Origin of the sequence: Paenibacillus sp. JNUCC-31, from assembly GCF_014844075.1 — a bacterium.
In the GTDB taxonomy this organism is placed as follows: Bacteria; Bacillota; Bacilli; order Paenibacillales; family Paenibacillaceae; genus Paenibacillus.
Genome location: NZ_CP062165.1, coordinates 6,424,256 through 6,449,407 on the forward strand (window position 1 = coordinate 6,424,256; position 25,152 = coordinate 6,449,407).

The window sequence follows — 25,152 nt, forward strand, 5'->3', positions numbered from 1 at the left end:
TAGGTATAGTTATAGGTATAAAAATGGATATGGAACAAGCCTTATCATGTTTATTTTAATCGCTGGAGTTCCTTAATAATGATGTTTGTTTTGTCACTTACCTTTTGGAGTTCTTTCAATGATAGTTTTGCATAGTCTGGAGGAACCATGTACCAGTACTGATGGAAGAGATCACTTCTCTCCAGATATAACCTTTCTGCCGTGCCATCGACCATATTCGTAATGAGCCCATAATAATCGAAAGCGTTCTTGATATTGTTCGTATAAACACTCAGATTTGTTTCATCTGTTGTTTTGTTGCTTTTGATATATCGATCCAGCTCTTTTTTATAATGGATACTTTCCAGGATTACACTGCGGTAAGAGAAGTCAGCAGAAGACTCGATGCGATGTTTGAGTTCACGATACTTGTGGAAAAAGATAGATGCAATAATCAGAATGATCGTGAATAAAATCAGAATAATATGTCGTGTTTTTGTACTCATGTTGTGTCCTTTTTATGTATTAGTCATTTCCAATTTGAGAATGGAGTTCTATATAGTAACATACAAGGGTGCTCTACATCTATATCCAAATACAGGAAGAAAGGGGGTTCTTACGTCATGGACCATGTTGTTTAAACCGGGTTATCTCATCATCCTTCCGTTTCCCCGGCTGATCAAGGATCAGACGATTTCCTTTCCAATTGCTCCAGATCATTCGCTATGTAAACGGCTTGTCAGCTGCAATAGAAGGGAAATCCCGATTCAAGCGATTTTGCATCTTGCGGTTCAAGAGGAACGGGAGTATATTGAGATTTAACCAAATTGGGAATAAATTCATAGATTTATAATCTTAGCTTGTAAGGACATTTTTCTACATAAGGGGGAAGCCGATGATACAGACCAGATTAGACAAATTGGGCATTGTGTTACCTCAGGCAAGTGCGCCTGCGGCGAAGTATGCCAATGCGGTGATTGTTAACGGAATCATGTATGTGTCCGGTAAAGGGCCCGATACGCGAGAGCGTGGCAAACTCGGGGAGGAGTTTACAACAGAGCAGGGATATGATTTTGCCCGAAATGCTGCCATTCGAGGTATTGGCTGTCGTTCAGGAAGTGCTAGGTTCGCTGGATCGGGTGAAGCGGGTGGTCAAGGTGCAGGGGTTCATCAATGCTACGGCCTCGTATGAGGAGCACCATAAAGTGTTAAACGGTTTCTCAGATCTGATGCTGGATGTGTTCGGAGAACAGGGTGTGCACGCCCGCTCGGTATTTGGTGCTGTATCCGTGAGGGATAACTTGCCGCTTATCATTGACTCCATATTCCAGGTGGAGGAGTAGATTGCATGACCAATTCGGCTTCAATTAATCCGTTAATGCTGTCCTTTCCCGAAAGCTTTGATACACCGCGATTGACCATTCGTGCCCCGAGGTGGGGAGATGGAGCGGCAGTGAATGAAGCAATCCGGGAAAGTGCGGAACAATTGCGTTTGTGGCTGCCTTTTGCCGAGAACATACCTTCATTGGAGGAATCGGAAGCGACTGTTCGCAAAGCCAGACTGCAATTTCTGGAGCGTACCGACATGATGCTTCATTTACGTGACAGATTTACGGATGAATTCGTAGGTAGCAGCGGACTGCATCGAATAGACTGGAATGCACGCTGTTTCGAGATCGGTTACTGGATTAGAACTTCGCGTGCTGGTGAGGGTCTCATGACAGAAGCAGTCAGAGGCATTGAGCACTTTGCAATAACTTATCTGGAGGCAAACCGGCTGGAAATTCGCTGCGATGCACGCAATGTACGAAGTGCCAAGGTGGCTGAGCGGGCAGGGTATACGCTGGAAGGAATATTGCGGAAGATGCGTCGTGACAGTACAGGTACGCTGGTGGATCTGATGGTGTTTGCCAAGGTAAGAGGCGATGAGTTCGAATGAAAAAACAGTTTTGATTAGAAGTGAAACAAAGAATGAATCGGGAAATGGCCCGAAACATGAATAGAGAGAAGGAAACGGCTCTTGAAGAACAAGCGTATGTTGTTCTCCAAGGCCGTTTTTTGGTATGCGAATAATTGGAGACTTGGGAGTAATGCTGAATGAACTCCTGAATGAACTTGCACAGATAAGAGAAATCTCCTTACCTCATTGGATTGGGAATGTTAACGTATAACGGCGTTTCACCACGCTGATGGAACCGGCTGAGAAAGTTGGCTTTGGCGGGTAAAGTCTCCGCGTTCAACAGATCGCAAATGACGTCGTTAATGTGCGAGGATTCGGTTGTCTTTTTTTGAAGCTCCTCTAATGTATGTCTCACCACTTTCCAGTAAGGTTGCTCCATTTGACCTGTATAATATGCCAGGCGCTGCACCACATGACTGAGGTGATTGACAAAAAAATAATATTTCAACCGATAACGTGATTCTTCCTCGGTATACAGGACAGGACTGTTGGCAGCAACTACCTGATCGATCCAACCTTGCTGTTCTGCTAAGGTTCGATTGACACTGATGCCCTCCAGATCCCTAACCACAAAAGCGGCAGGCATGCCATCTTCAAGACGCAGCATGGAATTCTGTACATGAGCTTCCAGACTAATGCCTGTTTGGGCATACAATTCCACAAGTGGCACCATGGACAACTCCAGATATTGACGAAGCCATGCATACCAGTCTGTTTGCACCCGCACATCATGTACACGATCATCTGGCGACGAAGATGATTGGAGGCTTTCCTGGACAGCCCGGAATAACAGCGGTTCGGTTTCTCCGGGAAGCACTTCCATGAGAGAGGCCACGACATAAGGCGCCCCTGAAGCAGAGCGGCTTGACTCGGGTGCTTCACGCAGAATCATGGAAAATCCCGAGATCAGCGCGTCCTGAGTGGACGAAGGTATCTCCGGTACCTTTAAGCTCCGGTAGCCTTTTTCCAGCAAAATTTGAAATTTCTCTGACGTCCAGCGATCCTGAATCTGTTGTACAATCCTGGATGCATCCAGCGTGCGCAGCAACTGTTCTTCATTATTCTCACGAATAAAGTTTGTAATTCGAATATGAAGAGACAGCTTGTAAAAACAGCTATCCTTCGGATTCCAAACCGTGCGGACCGATGAGGTAGGATACACGGCAGGTCCGGTAGATCCCAGATCAATTAAATTGCCTTGCTGTAATAAGGACTTTACAGGTTCAAGTGTCCGCAAATAAGCGGCCTGCCAGGGATGACAAGGGAGGAGGACGTAATGTCTGCATTCTGGAGGGAGGTGCGTCAAGGCCGCTTCGCTCATCTCAGCAGGGACCCAGGGTGCTTCGCTGCCATAATCCACGGTATCCAGCCAATCCTCCAACACAAGTTCAGGTGCTGCGGCAAAACAATTAAGAGCAAAGTTAACACCAAATTCTGGGGAATAGGCGTGCGAATCCGAAAAACTGAAACCCTCCAGACTTTTCGGAGTGGGATGAAACGGATGACCGCATAATAGTGTCTGTTCCAGATAGCGAAAATCCAATGTTACAGGAGATGGTGAATTCAGCGCATGCTCCAGATAGGAGGTCATATGCTCCAAACTGTTGTAAACCATTTGTTCCAGCTCTGTTCGTTTCAACATGCGGACATCAAGATTGGGTTCCACGGATGATATTTCATCGAGTAACAGCGTCGTTATTTGTTCAAAAGAAAGCTCTCTCCAGCCATCGGGCTGTGCCTCTTCTGATTCTGCGATGTGAAACTTGTCGCCATAAACATGATGTCCAGCGGCGGAACGATGAAGCAGATTGCCAAATATCCTCTGATTTGTTCGCGGAAGCTTAATAACCAGCGAAAGATCTGGATTGGTGGCAAGCCGAATATAAGGATCATGCTGCTCGGTCTCTCGCAGATAGGCGTTCAACATACGGCTTAGCGTTTCCTGATGGGCAAGCCGGCTTGGGGAAATTGCAGAAGGATACGAAGTCTGCCGGGATCGATCGATGGTGACATTATCCTTGGTCATGATTGATTATCATCCTTTCACAATTTATTGGAGCGGCAGTTGTACGGGAGCTTTCCGCTTATGAATCGCTGGGCGGCGCACAGCAAGCGAAGCGATAAGCATGACTGTTCCCATGACAAGGAATACGGCTGGAATTCCCCAGATCCCCCCGATCAGGACTCCGATGGACGGTCCGGCAATCTGACCAGCCATTAACATGCTGTTGGTCGCTCCGATGCGCACCCCACGATTCTGATCGGTGGAGGATTTCAGCACATTGAGCATAACCGTCTGCAATAGGGCACTGTAGAAGAACCCTTGCAGAAAACGTACAACGAGCAGCCAGGCCACCCCGAATGGCAGCGTATGTGCAAGCAAGCACAAACCACATAACAAGCCAGCCAGTCGGAGATTGCGTTCGGGAGCGTATCGGTCGTTTCGCTTACCCCACCACGATGCGCCAGCCATTTCCCCAACCGATGACATTGCGAGCAGAACCCCGACCGTAAGCGCAGCAGCACCAGACGAAGGGACGATTTCACGAATAAAAGGGGTGAACATCGTAAACGTTGCAAAATCCACGAGCTTGAAAATAATGCCTGCGATAACTAACCTTCTTGCAATGGGATGGGTAATCAGCGAAACGAAGGCATGCATAATTCCGCTTTTGTCCCTGTTTTTTTCATGGTTATTCAACATAGCCACCGAAGGCTGGTGCTGTTCCACAGGAGATACTTGATTATTGTTCTTGGCCGTACGAGTCCGATGCGTCGTCGCGCCCGTTAATACCAACGAGGCTAGCACAGCAAAACTCAACGTCAACGAGGCTGTAATGAACAATAGCGGACGACTTCCCCATGCGTTTACACATATGCTTCCAAGCAGTGGTCCAACGAGCAGGCCTGCTGCCGATGCCCGCTCTAACTGTCCAAGCGCAGATCCCTGCTTTTGGTCAGGGGCATGGGTTCCCACAAATGCACTGCTCGCATCGGATATGCCACCGAAAGCCCCCTGACAGAGACGGAACAAAAAGAATTGAAAGGGCGTCTGGGCCATGCCCATTAGAAACATGCTAAGGGCCAGTCCAACCAGCGCTCTGACAACCATCCATTTACGACTCCAGCGATCTCCGATCTTACCCCAAAAAGGGGTCAGAAGAGCATAGGATAAAGCAGGCGCAGATACAGACAGACCTGTCCACATTAGCACTTCTTCCGGCGTTCCTGCGTTCAGATGCTCCATGTAGTACGGTATAAAAGGGCTGATTCCTGTCAGCCCGGCACTGGAAAGAAAGCGTCCACCCCACAAAATGCGGACGCTCTGTTTCCATGCCATTTGAGACAGCATATATTCACTTCACCCCCTTGATTTTGGCAATTTGAAACCAATTGCTGATCAGATTATCAAGAATGATTCTCAATGTCAATCTTAATTTATTCAAAAACTTTCCAAAAATTTTAGTGTTGACAGGAAAAAAAAGGATATGCATAATAGGCCCTGTGTCCAATTTTGAAAATGATAATCATTATCAACAAGGCGCTAGTGGACAACAATATGCCCAGAAAGCTGGTGTAAACACGTGGAACAAAGTACCCTGCAAATCAAGGATCGCTCGCTTAAAGTTGCGGATTCCATTATCGATTGTATCGGTCAAACCCCACTGGTTCGCTTGAATTCCCTGTTCGGATCTTCAGGAGCATCGGTGTATGCCAAGCTGGAAATGATGAACCCCGGCGGCAGCATGAAAGACCGACCTGCACGATATATTATCGAGCAGGGGCTGCGAGACGGAACGATCAAACCGGATACACATCTCATCGAGAGCACTTCGGGAAATCTGGGAATTGGTCTTGCATTAACCGCCAAACGATATGGACTGAAATTCACCTGTGTGGTTGATCCGAAAATCACATCGACGAATCTGAGGATGATAACCTTCCTCGGGGCACAGGTTGACATGGTGACTGAACCTGACGAACACGGAAGTTATTTGCAATCCCGCATTCGCAGGGTCAAGGAACTGGCCAGTCAGGACCCGGCAGGTTACTGGATCAACCAGTATGCCAACCCTTTGAACTGGCAGGCTCACTATCATGGGGCAGGTCAGGAGATTGTGGAGCAAATGGATGGACAGATTGACGTACTGGTGTGTGCAGTGAGTACGACAGGAAGCATTCTGGGCATATCCCGCCGCGTGAAAGAAGCAAATCCGCATGCGCGGATCGTGGCCGTTGATGCCGTCGGCTCGATCATTTTTGGCACACCATCCCGTCAGCGTGAATTGCCAGGCATCGGCGCCAATCGGGTCCCTGAGTTATTCAGCCCGAACGAGATTGACCAGGTGATTCATGTGGATGATCGGGAATCCGTGCTGGGCTGTCAGAAGCTGCTGGAACGGGAAGGCATTTTTGCAGGAGGTTCTTCCGGATCACTGGTTGCTGCACTGGAGAAGCTGGTTCCGACTTTGCGGCCTTCAACCAAGGTAGTCACAGTCTTTGCAGATCGTGGAGAACGTTATCTGGATAGTGTGTATGACGAGCAATGGGTCAATCAATTACCGCCAAGCCAATTGATCAAGAATATATAAAATTTATCTCGGAGGAGCGATCAGATATGAGTACCGTTCAGGATCACAGCCTTTTGTATATGAGTAAACAGGATATTATAGATCTGGGAGGGCTGCATTCAGAGCCCTATGTCAAAGCGGTAACCCGAGCACTGGAGCTTCATGCCAAGCGGGATATCGTGCAGCCGTTGAAGCCTTATCTGCGGATTAACGAGGAAAGTGGCCATATTGCCGATCGCATTATTGCGATGCCTGCGTATGTGGGTGGCGATGTAGCGATCAGTGGTCTCAAGTGGATTGGGAGCAAACATGATAATCCGGTCAAGCGTCATAAGGAACGTGCGAGCGCTCTTATTATCCTCAATGATCCGGAAAGCAACTATCCGCTGGCGGTGATGGAAGGCAGCGTAATTAGCGGAATGCGCACGGCTGCGGTCACAGCCATCGGGGCAAGATATTTAGCCAAAGAAGGCTTCCGTACGGTGAGCGTGATCGGCTGCGGGGTAATCGCCAGAATGCAGATTACCTCGCTTCTTGAACAATTTGACTCCATTCGCACCATCCATCTGTATGACCTGAATGCCGATACGGCCCGCAAGCTTGCCGATGAAATTGGTTCGCGTTTTGATCAGGTTGAAGTGCTGGTGGAAGATTCGTCAGAACAAGCGGTACGACAAGCGGAAGTACTTGTAACGGCTACGGTAGCCTCATCCCCGCATATTCCGTATGAATGGATTGCCAAAGGTACATTTGTCAGCAACATCTCGATCATGGATTTGCACAAGGATGTATTTACGCAAGCAGACAAAGTGGTCGTGGACGATTGGGATCAATCCAACCGGGAGAAAAAAATTATTCATCAGCTGGTGCTGGAAGGCAAGTTCTCCCGTGAGCAGCTTCACGCTGAACTCGGCGAGATCCTGATTGGGGAAAAGCCAGGACGTGAACATGAGGATGAAATTATTGTGCTGAACCCGATGGGGATGGCGATTGAGGATATTTCCAGTGCGGCAGAGATGTATGCAAGAGCCGTTGAGCAAGGAAAGGGTACACGCTTATGGCTGTAGAGTTGAAAACAGGGCATATCCCTCAAGCTGCAAGAGTGCGTGAGCACCTAATGGCACTAAAAGAACAGCTGACAGAACCAGTATGTGCCTACATCCGGGATGTACCAGCACTCGTGGCTCATGTGCGTCAGCGTGTACAATCCATGCCGGAATCCAGTGAGTTGTTCTACGCCATCAAAGCCAACTCGGAAGAAGAGGTACTTCGAGCACTGGCACCTGTAGTTCATGGCTTTGAAGTGGCATCTCTGGGCGAGATCGTAAAGGTGAGACAAGTCTCTGCCGATATTCCGATTCTGTTTGGTGGACCAGGCAAGACGGAAGCCGAGCTCCGGGGAGCGATAGAGCATAAAGTGCAGCTTATTCATGTGGAGAGCATGCATGAGCTGAACAAGCTGAACGAGATTGCCAGTCAAAATGACGTTCGGGTATCCGTATTACTGCGGATGAACCTGAAGGGTCCACTGCCGCAAGCGACACTGGCGATGGGTGGTCGTCCGACCCAGTTCGGAATCGATGAGGTCGTGCTGCCACAAGTCATGAATCAGCTCCGGCATTTGCCACATATTCAGGTCGAAGGGTTTCATTTTCACTCCCTTTCGAACAATCTGGATGCGGAGCAGCATGTGAAACTGGTGGAGTATTATTGCACAATCGCACGGGATTGGGCGAGGCAATATGGGTTCACGTTGCGATATTTGAATGCCGGTGGAGGAATTGGCGTGAATTATGCCCACCTGGAGCAACAGTTTGACTGGAACACATTTGTGAATGGGATCGCACCGGTATTGCAAAAGGAACTTTCTTCGGAAACGACATTGTTGTTCGAATGCGGGCGTTATCTCACTGCATCGAGCGGGTATTATGCAGCCGAGGTGCTGGACGTTAAAGTCAACCACGGCAAAACATATGTCATCGTGCGCGGAGGTACGCATCAATTCCGCCTGCCCGTTTCCTGGCAGCACAGTCATCCGTTCGAAGTGATTGAGGTGGAGAGCTGGGCGCATCCGTATGACAGACCTGAGGTGAGAGGAGAAGCTTTTACAGTGGCAGGCCAGTTATGTACTCCGAAAGATATTTTGGCAAGTGATGTTACATCAGGCAGGGTTCGGGCAGGAGACATCTTGCTGTTCCAATATGCGGGCGCTTACGGGTGGGCGATCTCACATCATGACTTCTTGAGTCATCCGCATCCACAGCACATTTATTTGCAGTAACACATGAACGTTCCGAGGCAGTGCAATCATGGGAGGTGTCGTATGAACGGTCTAACAGCATCGTTGGTCAGGTCCGAAGAGTGGATATGGGTGCGGCGACGTATTTTCAGGCAATTGGTGGAGTCATTTCTGTATGAGCAAATCTTGAGTGAACCGGTGATCAAGCATCATGCGGAGGCAGAGTATACACTGCGAGGGGAGACGGAGACAGGGGAGAAGGTGGAATACATTTTTTGGGCTGTACGAAAAGAGAGCTTTGGCCGCATCCGGTTGTCAGATAAACCGATTATACGGATAACTTCGGGAAAACGAGCGGAAGCCGACTCCATTCCCCTTTTTTTACTGGAGATTGCAGCGTATATTCCCACATCCGAAGCCCAGCTGGGTCAATTCATGGATGAGCTTCAGCAAACTCATCTGAAGGACACGCTGTCCGTGCGATGGCGTGCTGGTCAGACCGAACCTCAGGTATCGGAATATGACGAGTGGGAGTCTGCCCTGATTGAAGGGCATCCGTATCATCCTTGTTACAAATCCAGAGTTGGTTTTACGCTCTCTGACAATCAAGCCTATGGACCAGAGTTCGGACCCGAATTCAAGCTGGTCTGGATTGCAATGAAACAGGATGCAGCCCAAATATCCATCTCGTCCTCACTGGATACCTATGCGGAGTTTATCCATAATGAGCTGGGACAGGAAATGCAGACATTCAAGTCGATTTTGCAGGAAGTTGTCACGGATGTGAATTTGAATGTGAAATTGAAGTTGAAGTTGGATTTCAAAGCCGGTATCGAGGAGCAGGAGAATACGAATGGGTATGCAAGTGTGGATGAATATGTATTCGTCCCCGTGCACCCCTGGCAGTGGGAGCGAATAATATCGGTGGCGTGTGCGGAGCAACTCCGAACAGGGGAGATGGTGTATCTGGGCCAGGCAGGTGACACGTACCGTCCCCAGCAATCCATTCGCACATTGACAAATGTGAGTCATCACGATAAACCGTATGTCAAACTGCCGCTGAATATGGTGAATACGTCATCTGGACGAATTCTGGCACAGCATACGATCATGAATGCAGCCCGGATCTCGGACTGGCTGGGTCGTGTGGTGGAGGAAGATTCATTTCTGCAGAATGAGCTTGGTCTGATCGTGCTGAAGGAGATTGCGGGGGTGTCGTACCATCACCAGAAACTGCCCAATGTGCTTGAGCAAAAAATATACGGATCACTTGGAGCCATCTGGCGCGAAAGTTTGCATCCGCGCTTGCGGACGGGAGAAGAGGCCCTGCCATTCAATGCTTTGTTGCATCTTGATCCGCAGGGCATACCGGTTATTCAACCTTGGGTAAGCGAATACGGACTGGAGCGCTGGTCACGGCAATTGCTGAATGTTGCGGTGATACCGCTGATCCATTTGCTGTACGCACATGGGGCGGCGCTGGAATCGCATGCACAGAATATGATTATTGTGCTGAAACAGGGCTGGCCTAGCCGAATCGCGCTTAAGGATTTCCATGACGGTATCCGGTACTGTCCATCCATTCCTCACCCGCATGGATACCCGGATATTGAATACCCGCCTGCCAACCATCAGCGGGTGAATCGCAATTCGTTTGTGGAGAAGAAAGATCCTTCCGAGGTGAAGGACTTTATGTTGGATGCATTACTGTTTATCAATCTGACCGAAGTGGCATTTTTCTTGGAGAAGCACTTTGGTCTGGGCGAAAAGCAATGGTGGCGAATGGCTGCCGAAGTGATTTTGAATTACCAGAAGCGTTTTCCGGAGTTACAGGCACGATTTGAACAGTTTGACGTTTTTGCACCCGAGATCGAAGTGGAACAACTGACCAGAAGGCGAATTCATGAAGGGCCTGGGGATTGTGTGCACCGGGTAAGTAATCCACTGCATGTCTACAGGCCAGTACGGCAGAATTAATCAGGAAGGGAGAGAGCGTATGCGCACGGAAAGCACGAGAATATCTGAATATCAGAGCCATGACGAGGAACAGGATAGGCAACCGTTGTGCTTAAAGGAATCCTCTAACCACTCAGGAAATGGTGTTGCAAGTTCTAGACTTGCAGTGGAGAAGGAGCATTGGCAAGAGCAGCAAAGAGAGCTGTACACCGCAGCCCTTTCTTCACAGCACTATACCGATGCACGCAGACGCATATTCAGGCAGTTGGTTGAATCCTTGATGTACGAAGGTGTTATAGAATATAGCTCAAGGGAGGAGCAGGGGTTCAACGTTTGGGAAATGGAGGGTGTTGGTCTGAACGGCGAACGGGTCATCTACACATGCAAGGGAACAAAACATCTCACCTTTGGTCGTCTGAGGCTGAACCATGAACCGATGATAAGACGTGTCTGTGTGAATGGGACTCCAGCTTCGGAATGTAGCAGCATCCCAAAGGGAGAACGAATTCAGCCCGGAACTACGGCCGGACAAGAAGCGGAGTCGATTTTACTATTTTTGCTGGAAGTAGGGTCAGCTATAGGCGCGGATGAAGGGAAACTGCTGCATTTTGTTAAAGAACTGGAGCAGACGCTGATCAATGACACGATGGCGCGATATGTACGAGCTGAGCGGCAGACCGATCTCCATGCTCTTCCCGATGAGGATTGGGAAAGCGGAATTATCGAAGGTCATCCGTACCATCCGAGTTATAAATCCCGTATCGGTTTTCGAATCGAAGATCAGCTTGAATATGGACCCGAGTTTGGCGGATGGATTAGACCGATATGGGTCGGAGTTCATAAGCAAAACGCACGTATAAGTCATGGCGCGAATGAACATGGACCGACTACAAGGGATTGGCTTCAGGATCAACTTGGCGAACAAGTGTTGGAGCGCTTCCTCACCACTTTACGGGAAATGGGTGCTGATCCGGCAGAGTATGTGCTGTTGCCAGTCCATCCGTGGCAATGGCGAACCACGATCAGTTCTGTTCTTGCGGAGGATATTCATAACAGGAGCATCGTACTGCTTGGCAGCAGCGAAGACCGATATACTGCTCAACAGTCGATCCGCACTCTGGCTAACCGATCACGTCCGAATTCACCCTGCTTGAAGCTGTCGCTTAGTATGATCAACACATCAACAGGGAGGGTGATCGCCCCGCATACGGTGGAGAATGCCCCTCTCATTACCGACTGGCTGCAGGGAATTAACAAGCAAGATCCTTACATGAGGGATGAGCTGCGTGTCATTCTTCTGGGAGAGATTGCAGGCGTTGCATACGACAATCATCAGATACCGGATGCGTTGAAGCCCCTTTCGTATGGTGTGCTGTCCTGCATTTGGAGGGCAAGTGTACATTCCCGGTTGGAACCGGGAGAATCAGCGATTCCGTTTAATGCATTGGCTACACTGGACCATGCAGGGCGACCGGTGATTGATCCTTGGGTAAAAAGGCTGGGTGCTGATGAATGGCTGTCCGAGCTGTTGAAGACTTCGGTACGACCGCTCATTCACTGGTTATTCGCTCATGGAATTGCGTTGGAGTCTCATGCACAGAATATGCTGCTTATTCACCGGGAAGGACGGCCTTCGCGCATTGCACTAAAGGATTTTCACGATGGAATTCGATTTACAAGAGAGGCACTTGCCGATCCAAAGCTTTGTCCAACGCTTGTCGAGGTGCCCGAATATCATCGTCGTGTGAACCGCAATTCATTCCTGGAAACGGACAAACCGGCAGAAGTGCGGGATTTTATACACGATGCCTTTTTCTTTATCAATCTTGGAGAACTGGCTTTGTTCATGCAGGAGCATTACCAGATCAGAGAGCAGACGTTCTGGCACAGTGCGCGTAAGATCATTACCGACTACCAACAGCGATTCCCTGAATTTCACGAACGTTATGAGCTGTATTCCTTGTTTGATTCTGAGATCGGAGTAGAACAATTGACGAAGCGTCGCTTGTTTCTGGATGATGAATTGCGGATTCATCAGGTTACCAATCCACTGTCTCATACGTTTATGGATAATTATGGGCCAGATGAGGATGAATTAAAAAATAGTATATGAGATCAAAAGAATATTGCATGGACAAAAACTGGAATTGTGGGATATTGTTTTAATAATGATAATCATTATTGATTAGATAGTTAAAAAGAATCAGGGGGTTGGATGGAATGCAAACAGAGAGAAAGAGCATTGGACTTAAACCATGGATACATTTGGTTATGCTGGCAGTTCTGATGCTGGTGCTTGCGGGGTGCGGAAATTCCGGATCGGGTGCCGCTAACGGTTCAGCAGCGGAAACAGATCCGACGGAACCAAAGCAGGAAGAAACCGCAGCCAATACTGGAGATACACGTACCGTCAAGGATGCATATGGTGAGGTTCAGGTTCCGGCAAATGCGAGTCGAATTGTTGTACTGGACATCGGGGCCTTGGATAATTTGCTGGAGTTGGGCATTAAACCTGTAGGCGCACCTTCCATCCTGGCAGCAGGCGATCCTTACCCGGCCTATCTGAAAGGCACTGAAGGAATTGAGAATATCGGATCGGTGAATGAACCAAGCCTGGAGGCTATCGATGCACTGAAGCCGGACTTGATCATTGGTAATAAAGATACACATGATGCCATCCATGATCAGTTAAAACAAATCGCACCTACGGTGTTTGTAGAAACACTCGGGGTTACCTGGAAAGACAATCTGCAGCTTCATGCCGATGCGGTAAACAAGTCGGAAGAGGGCAAGAAGCTGTTGGATACATATCAGCAGCGCATTGAGGAATTGAAGTCCACGCTTGGAGGCAAGGATGCCAAGGAAGTATCGCTGTTCCGCCCCCGTGAAGACAAAATTCAGGTCTATCTGAAAGAGACCTTTGCAGGTACGATTATGGAAGATGCCGGAATTGTTCGTCCCGCAGCACAGCAGGATGCAGGCTTCTCCAAGGATATTACGGAAGAACAGATTGCTGATCTCGATGGTGACGTAATCTTCTGGTTTAACCGTGAGCCGGATGCGTTCGCCAAGCTGGAGAAAAGTAAATTGTGGGCGACGTTAAAAGGAGTCCAAAATCAAGCTCTGTACCCGGTAGACTGGGAGTACTGGATGAGCGGACTGGGCATTCAGGCTGTAAACAAGGTCGTGGATGACCTGAACACGTATGTAGCCAGCTAAAGGCAAAACATGCTGCATTTTCTCGGAAAGAATGGAATGGGAAATTAGAACATTAACCATTGCCATGATGCTTTCATGTGGTTATAGCTTAACTGTAAAATTGGGTCGTCGAATGTGACGATCCAATTTTTCTGATTTTTCTACATATAGCTCGTACCACGTTGTATTCGTGCCCCTATTCGTTACCTATTTATAATAGAAGGAAAAATTTCTACAGAATCGAAATACTTCTGTACGTCTACATTTTGTACCCAGGGCGAGTTGAATGGGGAATTATTAAACATGCTGAAGTACATCAATCAAGCAGTATGCAGGTCGGAGGCGTAAAAATGAACACAAACACCAGGTTTAAATTCACTGGTTTGGCAATAATCATCGTGTTAACAATTCTCGCGTTTCTATTCAGCATCATGTATGGCATCGTACAGATTCCACTGCGTTCTGTTGTCGATACGTTCTATGCCTTTGACGGATCGCGTGAACACCTTATTATTCAAACCGTCAGGCTGCCAAGAGCGGTTATTGCCACTGTGGTCGGCAGTTCGCTAGCTGTGGCAGGGTGTCTGATGCAGGCGATTAGCCGCAACGCCCTGGCAGGTCCTGAACTGTTCGGCATTAATTATGGCGCTGCACTTACGGCGGTGCTGGCTTCCTTTTGGCTGGGAACGACATCTCTGCAATTATTTGCATGGTCTGCTCTGTTAGGGGCGGCGGTAGCAGGCGTACTGGTTTTTCTTCTCAGTTCCACGGGCAGACACCCCTTATCTTCAGTCAAATTGGTCCTGGCAGGAGCTACATTAAATTTGCTGTTTGCATCATTGACACAAGGTATTCTCATATTGAACGAGCAATCTCTGGATACGATGCGCTTCTGGTTGGCGGGTTCATTAACAGGCAGGGATCTGGAACTGTTTATTCAAATCCTGCCTTATCTGCTCATTGGAATCATCTGTGCGTTTGCAGTAAGCAGCCAGTTGAACATTTTTGGCTTAGGAGATGAAGTCGCTCAGGGGTTGGGTCAGCGCATGATGATGATCAGGATCATCTGTATTATTGCCATTGTACTGCTGGCTGGCAGTGCAGTGGCGCTTGCCGGACCGATTGGATTTATCGGCTTGGCCGTTCCGCATATTGCGAGGTTAATAACAGGCAGTGACTATCGCTGGGTAGTTCCGTATTCTGCTGTTCTCGGGGCACTACTACTGCTCACAGCAGATATTGGGGCGAGATTTGTGCTGCCTGGGCAGGAGATTCCTGTTGGGGTGGTTACAGCCTTCTTCGGTGCGCCGTTCCTCATCTATTTGGCCCAAAGAAAGGAGAGATCGATATGATTTCTTCTATTATAAAGAGACGTGCATTCACCATTATTTTAATCCTTTTGCTGCTGAATGTGGGGGCGCTTGTGCTTAATGTGATGTTGGGAGATCGCTCCATCCCTCCTGGAGAAGTATTGCGCAGTCTGGTGGGCAGGGGAGACCCGGAATATCACTTCACCATTCATCAGTTAAGGCTGCCCCGGGTACTGACCGGTTTTCTGGTCGGGTGCGGTCTGGCATTAGCGGGTACAATCCTGCAAGTCATTACGAGGAATCCTCTGGCGTCACCAGGTGTGATCGGGCTAAATTCGGGTGCGGCTGCGGCGGTGGTTGCCGTCATGGTGCTGGTTCCTGCTTTTCCGATGCGGCATATGCCTTGGATTGCCTTCATGGGAGCCTTTCTCGCAGCCACAGTAATCTATGGATTGTCATGGAGAAAAGGAGAGGCGAGTTCCACGGTTCGCATGCTGTTGATTGGAGTGGGCATATCTGCAATGGCAGGTGCGTTAATCACGTATTTGCTAACGGTGGGCAAAATATTTCGGGTCTCCCAAGCTTCCGTGTGGATGGCAGGCAGTCTATATGGGCGAACTTGGGAACACTTCTGGCCTCTATTACCGTGGTTGTTCATCCTGTTTCTACTATTAATTTGGATGTCCAGAAGGCTGGATATGTTCTTGCTGGATGTCCAGTCGGCCGCTGGTTTGGGCCTGCGGGTAGAGACCATGCGGATTCTGTTCATTTTAATGAGTGTAGGACTTGCCGGGTCTGCGGTATCGATGGCTGGCACGATTGGGTTTGTTGGCTTAATGGCTCCGCACATGGCTAAACACCTGGTAGGCACCCGGAATCTGGTTCGCTTGCCGGTAGCGGCGCTGCTTGGAGGGCTGATCGTCATGCTTGCAGATCTTGCCGGACGGACATGGTTCGCTCCTTATGAGATCCCAGCGGGATTAATAACGGCAATGATCGGGGCTCCATATATGATGTATTTGCTGTTGCGACGCAGAGAGATATAATGAAGAGAAGGATTCAGAATGGAAGAAGGGCTGGTGCATCTTTTCATGCCATCATATGTGAATGAAGCCAATCTAATCTATCTTTTATCTTCAGTTCGCAAACGAAAGTTTCCAATGACCCGACAAGCCAAACATGTTCGGGTTCCTGTATACATATTATGCTTTATTACAGAGGGCGAAGGTGTTGTTGTACTGGATGGTACGCTGCAGAAGGCTCGTCCCCTACAGTTATATTTGCTTGTACCCGGCATGATTGTGGAATTCCCGGAACAAGGCAGTACATTTGAATATTATGGCATATGGTTTGAACCGATCCGGCTAACCAAAACCAGAGGTAGATATGAAGCATTGCCATCCCTGTCCTTATCCGGTGCACTTTCACCAGGGCCTATTCCCGTGCATCATCCGCAACAGATCCTTCAACAGATCATGCAGCTGTATCATCACAGTCGGAAGGAACGAAATCGGGATTCGCTGAAGTTGAGAATTCAATTGGAGGAATTAATTCAGGTTATTGTGCAAAATGAACCGGAACAGCCAGCAACAATAATGGATGAACGGGTTGAACGGAGCATCCAATATATGGAGCAGCGCTATATGGATAAAGTAAGCATTGAACAGCTGGCTGAAGCAGCAGGTGGCATGCCGCCGGTTGCTTTTTCACGTTTGTTCCGAAATGAAACAGGTCTGCCGCCAGTGGAGTATCTGAGCAATGTGCGGATGAACCGGGCGAAGCAAATGCTGAACATGAAAAATAGTCGGGTGAAGGAAGTGGCCGCTGCGGTCGGTTTTCGGAGTGAATTTTACTTTAGCCGCATGTTTCAGCGCATGGTGGGCGTATCCCCTACATTATATATGAAGCGAGGCAAATTAAAGGTGGCTGTAGCATCCTCGCTGGGATTCGACGACCATCTAAAATCAGTTGGAATTGAGCCAGTCTGTGTAGTGGATTTGTTCCAGTACCCAGGTCAGAGTAATGGGCAGTATGCAGAACAATTGCACAGCCAACTGCTCGAATTGGAGCAGTCTAACCCGGATATGATTATCGCCGACCATTATCATACAGCGTTCAGAGAGCAGTTCAAACAAACGGCTGCGCCTGTATTTCTGGATTTCTCTGTGTGGGATTGGAAAGGGAACTTTGAGAAAATTGCCGAGTTGGTGAACCGGGAACGTGAAGCATCGGAGATGCTGGCGCGCCTGGCAGTGCAGATTGAGACCACAGGACAGACATTGCGCCGCATACTGGGTCAGGAACGAATCACCATCATGCAAGTGAGCCACCGGACGATTGGCATTCAGGGCACGGTGAATCACCCGCTCAATGAGCTGGTGTACGGTGAACTCGGTTTGCGCCCGGGCAATCAGTCTCCAGCAGAACTGTGGCGGATGGAGCTGCAACCGGAGGCCATGCCTGTATTGGAGACGGAACATTTGTTAATTCATCATCATCATGTTATCGCCGGTAGTGACAACATGTATGACGAGTTGACGAGAACACCCATATGGTCACAGATTCCAGCGGTAAAGGATGGGAAAGTTAAGCGCATTCCCAATTGGTTTGTGATGAGCTGGACTCCGCTCGGCAGACAGCGGATTATGAATGAATTGATGGCAGCCGTGGGTGAACATCAGCAGCGCTAACCAGCGCTGAGCTGCAGCGTTTCAACAAGGGATTGCACATTAATTAGGAAGTGTACTCATATCAGGGGGAATGAACAATGACACGGATTGGGCAAGGAAGAACGGCTGAGATCTATGAGTACCCATCGAAACAGATTATGAAGTTATACCATGCGGATTTTCCAGCCGAAGCTGTTCAGAATGAGTTTCGAATTACCGAAGTGGTTTACCGGAAGGGCCTGCCTGTGCCGCAGGCAAGGTTGTTTATGGATGATGTAACGCGCAAAGGGATCATATTTGAACGGATTGAAGGCAACACAATGTTATCCCTCATGATTCAGGAACCCGTGCTAATCGAAGAACTATCGCGTCAAATGGCAGTCTGTCATCATAGGCTTCACGCCCAGCAGGATGATGAAGGAGCACTCCCCTTACAAAAGCAGATTCTTAATGGAGCCATTCGGAATACCTCTCTATTGTCGGAAGAGGATAAAGCACTGGTAATTGCATATTTGTCGACTCTTCCAGAGCGAAAGCAAATTTGTCACGGTGACTTTCATCCCGATAATGTCATGTTGAATGAAACAAAAGATCAATATTGGGTTATAGACTGGATGACAGGCATGTCGGGTGATCCGGCGGGTGATGTGGCACGCAGCTGGGTAATTTTAATGAGCGGCACGTTGCCAGAGGATACGGACCCGGCTGTTCACAGGGGATTTGAATTGGCTCGCAATGTAATGTTGGATCATTATATCCAGCATTATATACAGATTTCCGGGATATCCCGTCAGGAGTTGGATGCCTGGATTCTACCTGTTGCTGCGGCACGTCTTGACGAAAGGTTACCTGCAAGAGAAGCGGATCAGTTAATTAAGCTTGTGCAGGATCGTATTCGACTACTGTAATGACATATTTTAACTTAACTAACAAGGATAACGAGGTGAAGAATTCCATGTTGCACTCATTAAAGGCCATACAATCTTACAAGTCAGGCCATCTCAAGGAGGCGGAGCAGCCCGTTTGGTTGCAGCTACTGACAGCTGCGGAGCAGCCGAATATTAACCTGGAGCGCATTCATTCCATAGCAGAGCTGGAAGGAACGAATCCGGTACTGGATTATGTAGAACGCACACTTCAGGTGCTGGAGCAGCTTCAAGTTTCTTTTTGGGTGCGAGAAATTCTGGAGGACGTGCTGGTCTGGTCGGAAACGGCAAAGGCTGGATCACTGAAACAGCGGCGAATATGGCAGAAACAGGGGGTAAACCTGTTTGTGCACAATGTGGGTTCAGCACAGCTATACGAGATGTATGGAAGTGTTGGGAATTTGCACGGCAATCAAGTCAATCTTGACGAGATACATTCATCTCGATCGGAATCTCTTTGTGACTTTTCAAGTGAGCATGCAAGTTCAAGTATTAGTAGACCAACTACGTACACTGTATCTGGATCACCCACACCTCGGCAAGAGATCGTTCGAACGCTAGTTGCTACACACGGACTTATCGGTCAGTACATCAGAGGAGAAATCCCATTTGCTGAAAATGCCCCGCTGTATTCGTTTATAACGCTAGGGTGGCTGACCGCAGATGAATTGCAGGCCATCCTGATGGCGCTGAATGAATGCATCATTGCTGGCGTAGATTCAGCGCTATGGAAGCAGGTTCAGGCTGAAGTGCAGCATATCGTAGGCTGGATCATCACAGAACCGAATCATACGGACTGGACTGTGAGAGAACGGCTTTCCCGTTTGCGGAGTTCGTCCATTCGTCAAGGAGAGGCGTTGAATGAATCATATACCAAACTTCAAGCCGAGCTAGAGCTGGAAAGGGCACTCGGTCCTCTGTCTCATCGGACGTTATGGTATGTGGAGTCAGCGATGCACGACTTTTCGTTGCAGGAGATGGTTAAGATCTTCCTGTTAACACTGAATAGCGAAGCATTGAAGCAGGCGGTTGATGATTCGATGACGGAGATCACAGGCAGAGTAACCGAAGAAGCGGACCGGAAATCGGCTTCGCAGGAGCAACAAATGGATGTGGTGAGACATATCAGCTTCGAGCCCTTAATGAACACGATGTATTATGACTACAAAGGTGTCAAGAAACTGAATATTTACAAGAAACGAATGATTGAAAAGTATTTGGAGCAATATTCATGGGTGCAGATTGAAGAAGGTGAGTCGATCACATACCCCCATCTGACACATCGGATTGAACGGCATCCGGATTTGCAGGATACGGTATTTGTGACATTTGAATTTTCCCCGGCCGCGGAGAAGCTGATTGCGTTCTGTATTGAGGCAGAAAAGTCTCCATTATACGAGAAGGCTGTGCTGTTGTTATTTGACTTGTTTGGATTGCGCCGGGATGCCTATGATCGGTTCCATAATGAAGAGACGTATCTGGCCGATATGAACAGTTCAGGTGACTACAAAAAAGTGCTGCTGGATTATATGGTTGGCAAACGTGTGCTGGATATCGGTCCCGGTGGCGGGATCTTGCTCGATCTCATTGAGCAGGAACGGCCTGATATGGAGCCAATTGGTATTGATATCTCAGCAAATGTCATTGAGGCGCTGGAGCGCAAAAAGCAGCGGGAGGCACATCGCTGGCAAGTATTGAAGGGAGATGCTCTTCAATTGGATCAATACGTACAGCCGGACACGGTGGATACGGTTATTTTTTCATCCATTCTACATGAACTGTATTCGTATATTGAACGTGACGGACGGAGATTTAACAGGGATACCGTCGTTGCTGCGCTGAGAAGTTCGTTTAATGTGTTGTCCCCCGGTGGCCGAATTCTGATCCGGGATGGCATTATGACTGAACCCGAAGCACAGAAGCGCCGAATTCGTTTCCTTGAACCAGATGGGATGCTTTGGCTGGAGCGGTACGCACAGGACTTCCAGGGACGCAGCATTGAATTCGAGCGGATTTCTGAGAATGAGGCGGTGCTGGATATCAACGATGCCATGGAATTTCTGTACACCTATACGTGGGGCGAAGAAGCATATGTACATGAGATTCAGGAGCAATTCGGCATATTTACCCCGTCGGCATATGAGGACTGTATTCACGAAGCGCTGGGAGATCGGGCCGAGATTTTAACGTTTCAGCACTTTCTTCAGGAAGGATATACGGAGGCGCTTGGAGAACGAATACTATTTATGGAGGAACATGGTCAACCTGCACCTTTGCCAGACAGCACCTGCCTGATTGTGATTGAAAAAAAGAAAGGAATGGCGGACAGATGACGAATGAAGCCAATACGGCTTTATATTTTGTAAGACACGCGGAGTCTGAATATATGGAAGGACGGGAACGCGAGAGAGGTCTGACGGAACAAGGCAAAAGGGATGCAGCAACCGTTGCGGGCCTGCTCCATCGGGAGCAAATCCAGTTGTTCTATTCCAGCCCCTACAGACGGGCCGTGGATACCATTCATGGATTGGCCGAAGTGTCAGGCGGCATTGTGGTCACTGAAGAAGATCTGCGTGAGCGGGAGCTGTCAGGTTCTGAAGTGAAGCATGGACATTTTCGGGAAGCCAAACAAAGGCTTTATGATGATCCTGCATTTGCCTATTCAGGTGGAGAATCTGGCGAAGTAGCTGGGGCACGGGCAATCGCTGTTATACAGCGAATTCTGGATAGGCATGAGGGACAAAAAATAGTGATTGGCACCCATGGAGATATCATGACCCTGATTTTCAATTACTATGATCCATCCTATGGTTATGACTTCTGGGCAAATACAACGATGCCGGACATCTACAAGCTGGAGTTTGATCGTGAAGGCAGGCTGGTTCAGATAACACGATTGTGGGATGAACACGGGGAGTTTCTGTGAGATATGCGTTCTACCGACGATAGGAGGCGATCATGTTGAACCTCAAGTTGATAGGGTCCGTTTTGGAGCAACAAATCCGTTTTAATGACAATAAAAGTTTATTTTATAATGGGGGCAAGTCTACATTAGGGCCATCTCCGCGAACGTTGTGCTGGCTAATGAAATATCGCGCTCAAGTTGCAAAAGCATTAGAACGTATTTTTACAGATGGATTATTAAATCATTTTACAATTAAACTAGCAGAGCAAGGAATCCGTCATTTTCTCCAGGTGAACCAGTTTATGCAGTTTACGAGCAAAGACAAGCTGCAATTGGCGGCATTATATAAAGATCAATTTATGCGGATCTGGTCTCTTTTGCAGAATGAGAGGGCAGGGGAAGAGGTATTACAGCAATTTTTCCAGAAGCATTATCAACAGTTAAAAACATTTCTAATACAGACTAACGGCGAGGGCTTGTTTAAAAAATATACAATGGATCCACATCTGTTCTGGGTGCCGTGTGAGGAGTATTCGGCGAATCTGCAGGTAGCCTGGCTCGGCTTGGACATAGAGCACCTGCATCAACCGGTGCTTGATCTTGGCTGCGGTCCGCAGGCCAATTTGGTCCATTTTTTACGTAATAAAAAAATAGAAGCTTATGGGATGGACAGACAGGTGGAGGAATCGGAAGAGTGGCCGTTTTTACGACGCATGGGTTGGATGGAAGCTTCATTTGAACAGGGACAGTGGGGGACGATAATATCCCATTTGGCATTCTCCAACCATTTTACACATCATCATCTCAAGGCAGACGGCGAACCGGAAGCATACGCTCAGAAATATATGGAGTTATTGAGATCGCTAAAACCAGGAGGTTCATTCTTCTATGCGCCGAGTGTTCCTTTCATAGAGTCATTCGTAGATCAACTGCCGCAGTACTTTGTATGTCGAACTTGGATAACACCAACACAGCAAATGACGCGAATTACGCGACTGGACTAGATGAAAAAGGGGACACGCCGTGAAATGAAGATTACGTTTATGCCTAATACGTACACTGTTGAAGAGCTAAAAGTCTCTCACTTGCAAGATAGGATGTACTGCATATTTGATCTTGAGGGCACAGGGATTAATCCGGCAGAGGAGAGTGTGACCCAATTCGGTGCAATGAACTACAAAAAAGGAGAATCATTAGATTCATCGTTCACTTCACTTGCATGTGCCTTTAAACCGATTCCGGAAGCGGTCGCGAAGTTAACGGGCATTTCAAATGAAGATATGATCCAGGCCCCCTCATTTGCAGAAGCATACCAGGCTTTTCTGGAATTCATCGGGGATAAGGTGTTAGTAACACAGGCGGGTTATGAGTATGATTTGCCCATGTTGAAACGTCACTGTGATATGAATGGGCTGCTTATGTTTACCAATCCGGTTTTGGATACAAAAGCGATGTTTACTTATATTCATCCTGAAATCTCCGAGATCATCTCTACCGATTTCCTGATCCGTTATTACGACTTGAACACAGAAGGGGTTCACAGGCACAATGCCTTGGCCGATTGTGGTGTCATTGCTCGTATTTTTGAACATGTTCTGAATGAATATCAGGCACTTTCATTGAATCATTTTACGGCGGATGGGGGAAGCGTGATGAAGCGTTTTGTGATTCCTGAGATGTATTTGACAGCACCGATTGTAGGAGAGAAGCCAGATGAGTAGAGTGGATGCGGATAAATTGCTGGCTGATTTGAATGAGGGGCGGATTCTTAATCAGCAGACATTCGAAGGACTGGATGTAGAAGCCTATCTGAATCAACGGGATGGTTCCGAATTTGCCGATGAGTGGATGCAGGCATTTGAACGATTTGTTCAGAAGTCTGACGTCGTGGAAGAAGAAGTACTTCGTGCGTGCAGGGAACTGGCTTTCAAACGAACGATTGCTCTTGCGGATGATCCTGAACTGGCGGGCTATGTCAGTGATGATATTGGTTTGATTGGTGCCGCTTTGTTACAGGACGAAATGCAGGATTCATTTGTTATGCAATTGCTTGAATGTTATCGACTAGGAACATTGCCCCTGCGTTAAGCGGGGGTGACCGTTGTATATTCTTTTCGTTTGTATAAAAAAATAGCCTCGAATGTGTATTGTGGATTTTACACAGCATAAGGTACAATTCATCTAAGCATTGAGTGAGAATGATAATCATTATTTATAAAGGGAGTTCTCACCAATACAACAACAGATTACATAGGGGTGAAGGGTACCATGGTAAGATTCAGTAAAGGGTTTAAAGGGTGGACGATCATATTGTTACTCATGGTTGTAGTTATAACGGGCTGTAGTGCAAGTTCGGAGTCGAAGGTAGAGCAGGATCCTGCATCCGGGGCTGGAGCTTCAGGTGAAAATACATCTGAAACAACAGAAAAAGAAGCAGAGACGCGTGTTGTTCAGGATGAATTCGGCGATGTGACGATCCCGGTGCATCCGCAGCGGATTGCTGGTATCTATGTGGAAGATTATCTCAAGGCTCTTGATATCACGCCTGTAGTACAGTGGTATAATCCGATGTGGGGCGTACAGGAATATCTGGATCTGGATGTGCCACGGTTCGATTTGACCGGGAGTATTGAAGCGTTGCTTCAATATGATCCGGATCTAATCATTGTGGATGGAGTGGATGCAGGGACATATGAGATGTACTCCAAGGTAGCACCGACGTATCGTTTGCCTGAGGAAATTTTGCAGGATTCCAATCAGATCTTGACAACCATTGCCGATGTTGTCGGTAAACCGGAAAAGGGTGCAGAAGTTGTGGCTGAATTTGAAGGCAAGATTGCAGATGCCAAGTCAAAGCTACAAGAAGCGATTGGAAATGAGACAGTAGCTGTTGTACGCCTGAATGTGACTGAGAAGACGTTAGCTTTGTTTGGCGTGAAGAATCGTCTTGCAGGATTTATCTATTCAGATGTTGGATTAACACCTCATCCGTTGGCAGCTAACATGAAGGAATATCAGGAGTTACTGTCAGAAGAGGCGATTCCGGAGCTGGATGCAGACCACATTATTGTGTTCCCTTCCAATGGAAATTGGTCTTCCAAAGAGAACGAGGCGGCCATCAAAGTATTGGACGGAAAGTTGTGGCAGTCGCTTCCGGCCGTTAAAAACAAACATGTGTACATGATGGAAAGATCACACTGGCAATCGGGAGCCGTCATAGCGAATTCAATGAAGATTGATGATCTCTTGCAAAAAATGACTCCATAAGATAATCCTATAAGAAAGTTCTTCCCATAGGGTTGAAGAGCTTTCTTTTTTCGTTTACACTATTTTAAATGATAATAATTCTCAATTAAGGAAGATGAACATGTGGCCCACGATAAAACAATGGATTCCCAAGCCTTGGTTATGCTCACTTCGACATATAGAATATGTAGAT

General features: G+C 47.9%; 21 protein-coding genes and 1 pseudogene. 19 read left to right on the top strand and 3 right to left on the bottom strand.

Annotated features, from left to right (window positions below; genetic code table 11):
• Positions 1-50: 50 nt before the first annotated feature.
• On the bottom strand, positions 51-485 hold the full coding sequence (locus JNUCC31_RS28435; protein WP_192266687.1) for a hypothetical protein: 435 nt from the start codon (positions 483-485) through the stop codon (positions 51-53).
• Positions 486-609: 124 nt separating this feature from the next.
• On the opposite strand from JNUCC31_RS28435, the gene JNUCC31_RS33605 reads away from it, so the two are divergent.
• From JNUCC31_RS33605 to JNUCC31_RS28445, 3 genes and pseudogenes are all read left to right on the top strand, one after another.
• Positions 610-801: a hypothetical protein gene (locus JNUCC31_RS33605; protein ID WP_228469287.1), complete on the top strand. Its 192-nt coding sequence runs from the start codon at positions 610-612 to the stop codon at positions 799-801.
• 73 nt (positions 802-874) lie between these two features.
• Positions 875-1,322, top strand: a pseudogene (locus JNUCC31_RS28440) (RidA family protein).
• Between the two features lie 5 nt (positions 1,323-1,327).
• Positions 1,328-1,918 carry a GNAT family N-acetyltransferase gene (locus tag JNUCC31_RS28445; protein ID WP_192266688.1) on the top strand — a complete coding sequence of 197 codons (591 nt, stop codon included), beginning with the start codon at positions 1,328-1,330 and terminating at the stop codon, positions 1,916-1,918.
• 199 nt (positions 1,919-2,117) lie between these two features.
• On the opposite strand, the gene JNUCC31_RS28450 is transcribed toward JNUCC31_RS28445, so the two are convergent.
• Both JNUCC31_RS28450 and JNUCC31_RS28455 read right to left on the bottom strand, forming a co-directional pair.
• A complete protein-coding gene (locus JNUCC31_RS28450) occupies positions 2,118-3,965 on the bottom strand; it encodes an IucA/IucC family protein (RefSeq protein WP_192266689.1) in 1,848 nt (615 codons plus the stop codon).
• 24 nt (positions 3,966-3,989) lie between these two features.
• The gene (locus JNUCC31_RS28455) at positions 3,990-5,291 is read right to left on the bottom strand and encodes an MFS transporter (protein WP_192266690.1); all 1,302 of its coding nucleotides are present in this window, start codon (positions 5,289-5,291) and stop codon (positions 3,990-3,992) included.
• A gap of 232 nt (positions 5,292-5,523) precedes the next feature.
• On the opposite strand from JNUCC31_RS28455, the gene sbnA reads away from it, so the two are divergent.
• The 16 genes from sbnA to JNUCC31_RS28535 all read left to right on the top strand — a co-directional run bounded on the left by sbnA (position 5,524) and on the right by JNUCC31_RS28535 (position 24,980).
• Positions 5,524-6,531 carry a 2,3-diaminopropionate biosynthesis protein SbnA gene (sbnA, locus tag JNUCC31_RS28460; RefSeq protein WP_323374349.1) on the top strand — a complete coding sequence of 336 codons (1,008 nt, stop codon included), beginning with the start codon at positions 5,524-5,526 and terminating at the stop codon, positions 6,529-6,531.
• A 26-nt stretch (positions 6,532-6,557) separates the two neighbouring features.
• On the top strand, positions 6,558-7,577 hold the full coding sequence (gene sbnB / locus JNUCC31_RS28465) for a 2,3-diaminopropionate biosynthesis protein SbnB (protein WP_192266691.1): 1,020 nt from the start codon (positions 6,558-6,560) through the stop codon (positions 7,575-7,577).
• The gene (locus JNUCC31_RS28470) at positions 7,568-8,791 is read left to right on the top strand and encodes a type III PLP-dependent enzyme (protein WP_192266692.1); all 1,224 of its coding nucleotides are present in this window, start codon (positions 7,568-7,570) and stop codon (positions 8,789-8,791) included. The genes sbnB and JNUCC31_RS28470 overlap by 10 nt, the downstream gene beginning before the upstream one ends.
• Before the next feature lie 42 nt (positions 8,792-8,833).
• Complete coding sequence (locus tag JNUCC31_RS28475; RefSeq protein ID WP_192266693.1) at positions 8,834-10,726, top strand: IucA/IucC family protein; 1,893 nt, start codon at positions 8,834-8,836, stop codon at positions 10,724-10,726.
• Complete coding sequence (locus JNUCC31_RS28480) at positions 10,698-12,818, top strand: IucA/IucC family protein (protein ID WP_228469288.1); 2,121 nt, start codon at positions 10,698-10,700, stop codon at positions 12,816-12,818. The genes JNUCC31_RS28475 and JNUCC31_RS28480 overlap by 29 nt, the downstream gene beginning before the upstream one ends.
• A 107-nt stretch (positions 12,819-12,925) precedes the next feature.
• Positions 12,926-13,924 (top strand): ABC transporter substrate-binding protein, encoded by a 999-nt coding sequence (locus tag JNUCC31_RS28485; protein WP_192266695.1) that lies wholly within the window; start codon positions 12,926-12,928, stop codon positions 13,922-13,924.
• A gap of 329 nt (positions 13,925-14,253) precedes the next feature.
• Entirely contained in the window at positions 14,254-15,255 is a 1,002-nt protein-coding gene (locus tag JNUCC31_RS28490) for a FecCD family ABC transporter permease (RefSeq protein ID WP_192266696.1), read from the top strand.
• Positions 15,252-16,259 carry a FecCD family ABC transporter permease gene (locus JNUCC31_RS28495; RefSeq protein ID WP_192266697.1) on the top strand — a complete coding sequence of 336 codons (1,008 nt, stop codon included), beginning with the start codon at positions 15,252-15,254 and terminating at the stop codon, positions 16,257-16,259. The genes JNUCC31_RS28490 and JNUCC31_RS28495 overlap by 4 nt, the downstream gene beginning before the upstream one ends.
• 57 nt (positions 16,260-16,316) lie before the next feature.
• On the top strand, positions 16,317-17,903 hold the full coding sequence (locus tag JNUCC31_RS28500; RefSeq protein ID WP_228469289.1) for a helix-turn-helix domain-containing protein: 1,587 nt from the start codon (positions 16,317-16,319) through the stop codon (positions 17,901-17,903).
• 77 nt (positions 17,904-17,980) lie between these two features.
• The gene (locus tag JNUCC31_RS28505; RefSeq protein ID WP_192266699.1) at positions 17,981-18,790 is read left to right on the top strand and encodes a phosphotransferase family protein; all 810 of its coding nucleotides are present in this window, start codon (positions 17,981-17,983) and stop codon (positions 18,788-18,790) included.
• Between the two features lie 47 nt (positions 18,791-18,837).
• Positions 18,838-21,141 carry a class I SAM-dependent methyltransferase gene (locus JNUCC31_RS28510; protein ID WP_192266700.1) on the top strand — a complete coding sequence of 768 codons (2,304 nt, stop codon included), beginning with the start codon at positions 18,838-18,840 and terminating at the stop codon, positions 21,139-21,141.
• The gene (locus JNUCC31_RS28515) at positions 21,138-21,734 is read left to right on the top strand and encodes a histidine phosphatase family protein (RefSeq protein WP_192266701.1); all 597 of its coding nucleotides are present in this window, start codon (positions 21,138-21,140) and stop codon (positions 21,732-21,734) included. The genes JNUCC31_RS28510 and JNUCC31_RS28515 overlap by 4 nt, the downstream gene beginning before the upstream one ends.
• Positions 21,735-21,766: 32 nt before the next feature.
• The gene (locus tag JNUCC31_RS28520) at positions 21,767-22,717 is read left to right on the top strand and encodes a class I SAM-dependent methyltransferase (protein WP_192266702.1); all 951 of its coding nucleotides are present in this window, start codon (positions 21,767-21,769) and stop codon (positions 22,715-22,717) included.
• 24 nt (positions 22,718-22,741) lie between these two features.
• Positions 22,742-23,434: a 3'-5' exonuclease gene (locus JNUCC31_RS28525; RefSeq protein WP_192266703.1), complete on the top strand. Its 693-nt coding sequence runs from the start codon at positions 22,742-22,744 to the stop codon at positions 23,432-23,434.
• Positions 23,427-23,801 (top strand): hypothetical protein, encoded by a 375-nt coding sequence (locus tag JNUCC31_RS28530; protein ID WP_192266704.1) that lies wholly within the window; start codon positions 23,427-23,429, stop codon positions 23,799-23,801. The genes JNUCC31_RS28525 and JNUCC31_RS28530 overlap by 8 nt, the downstream gene beginning before the upstream one ends.
• Positions 23,802-23,981: 180 nt before the next feature.
• Complete coding sequence (locus JNUCC31_RS28535; protein WP_192266705.1) at positions 23,982-24,980, top strand: ABC transporter substrate-binding protein; 999 nt, start codon at positions 23,982-23,984, stop codon at positions 24,978-24,980.
• Positions 24,981-25,152: the final 172 nt, after the last annotated feature.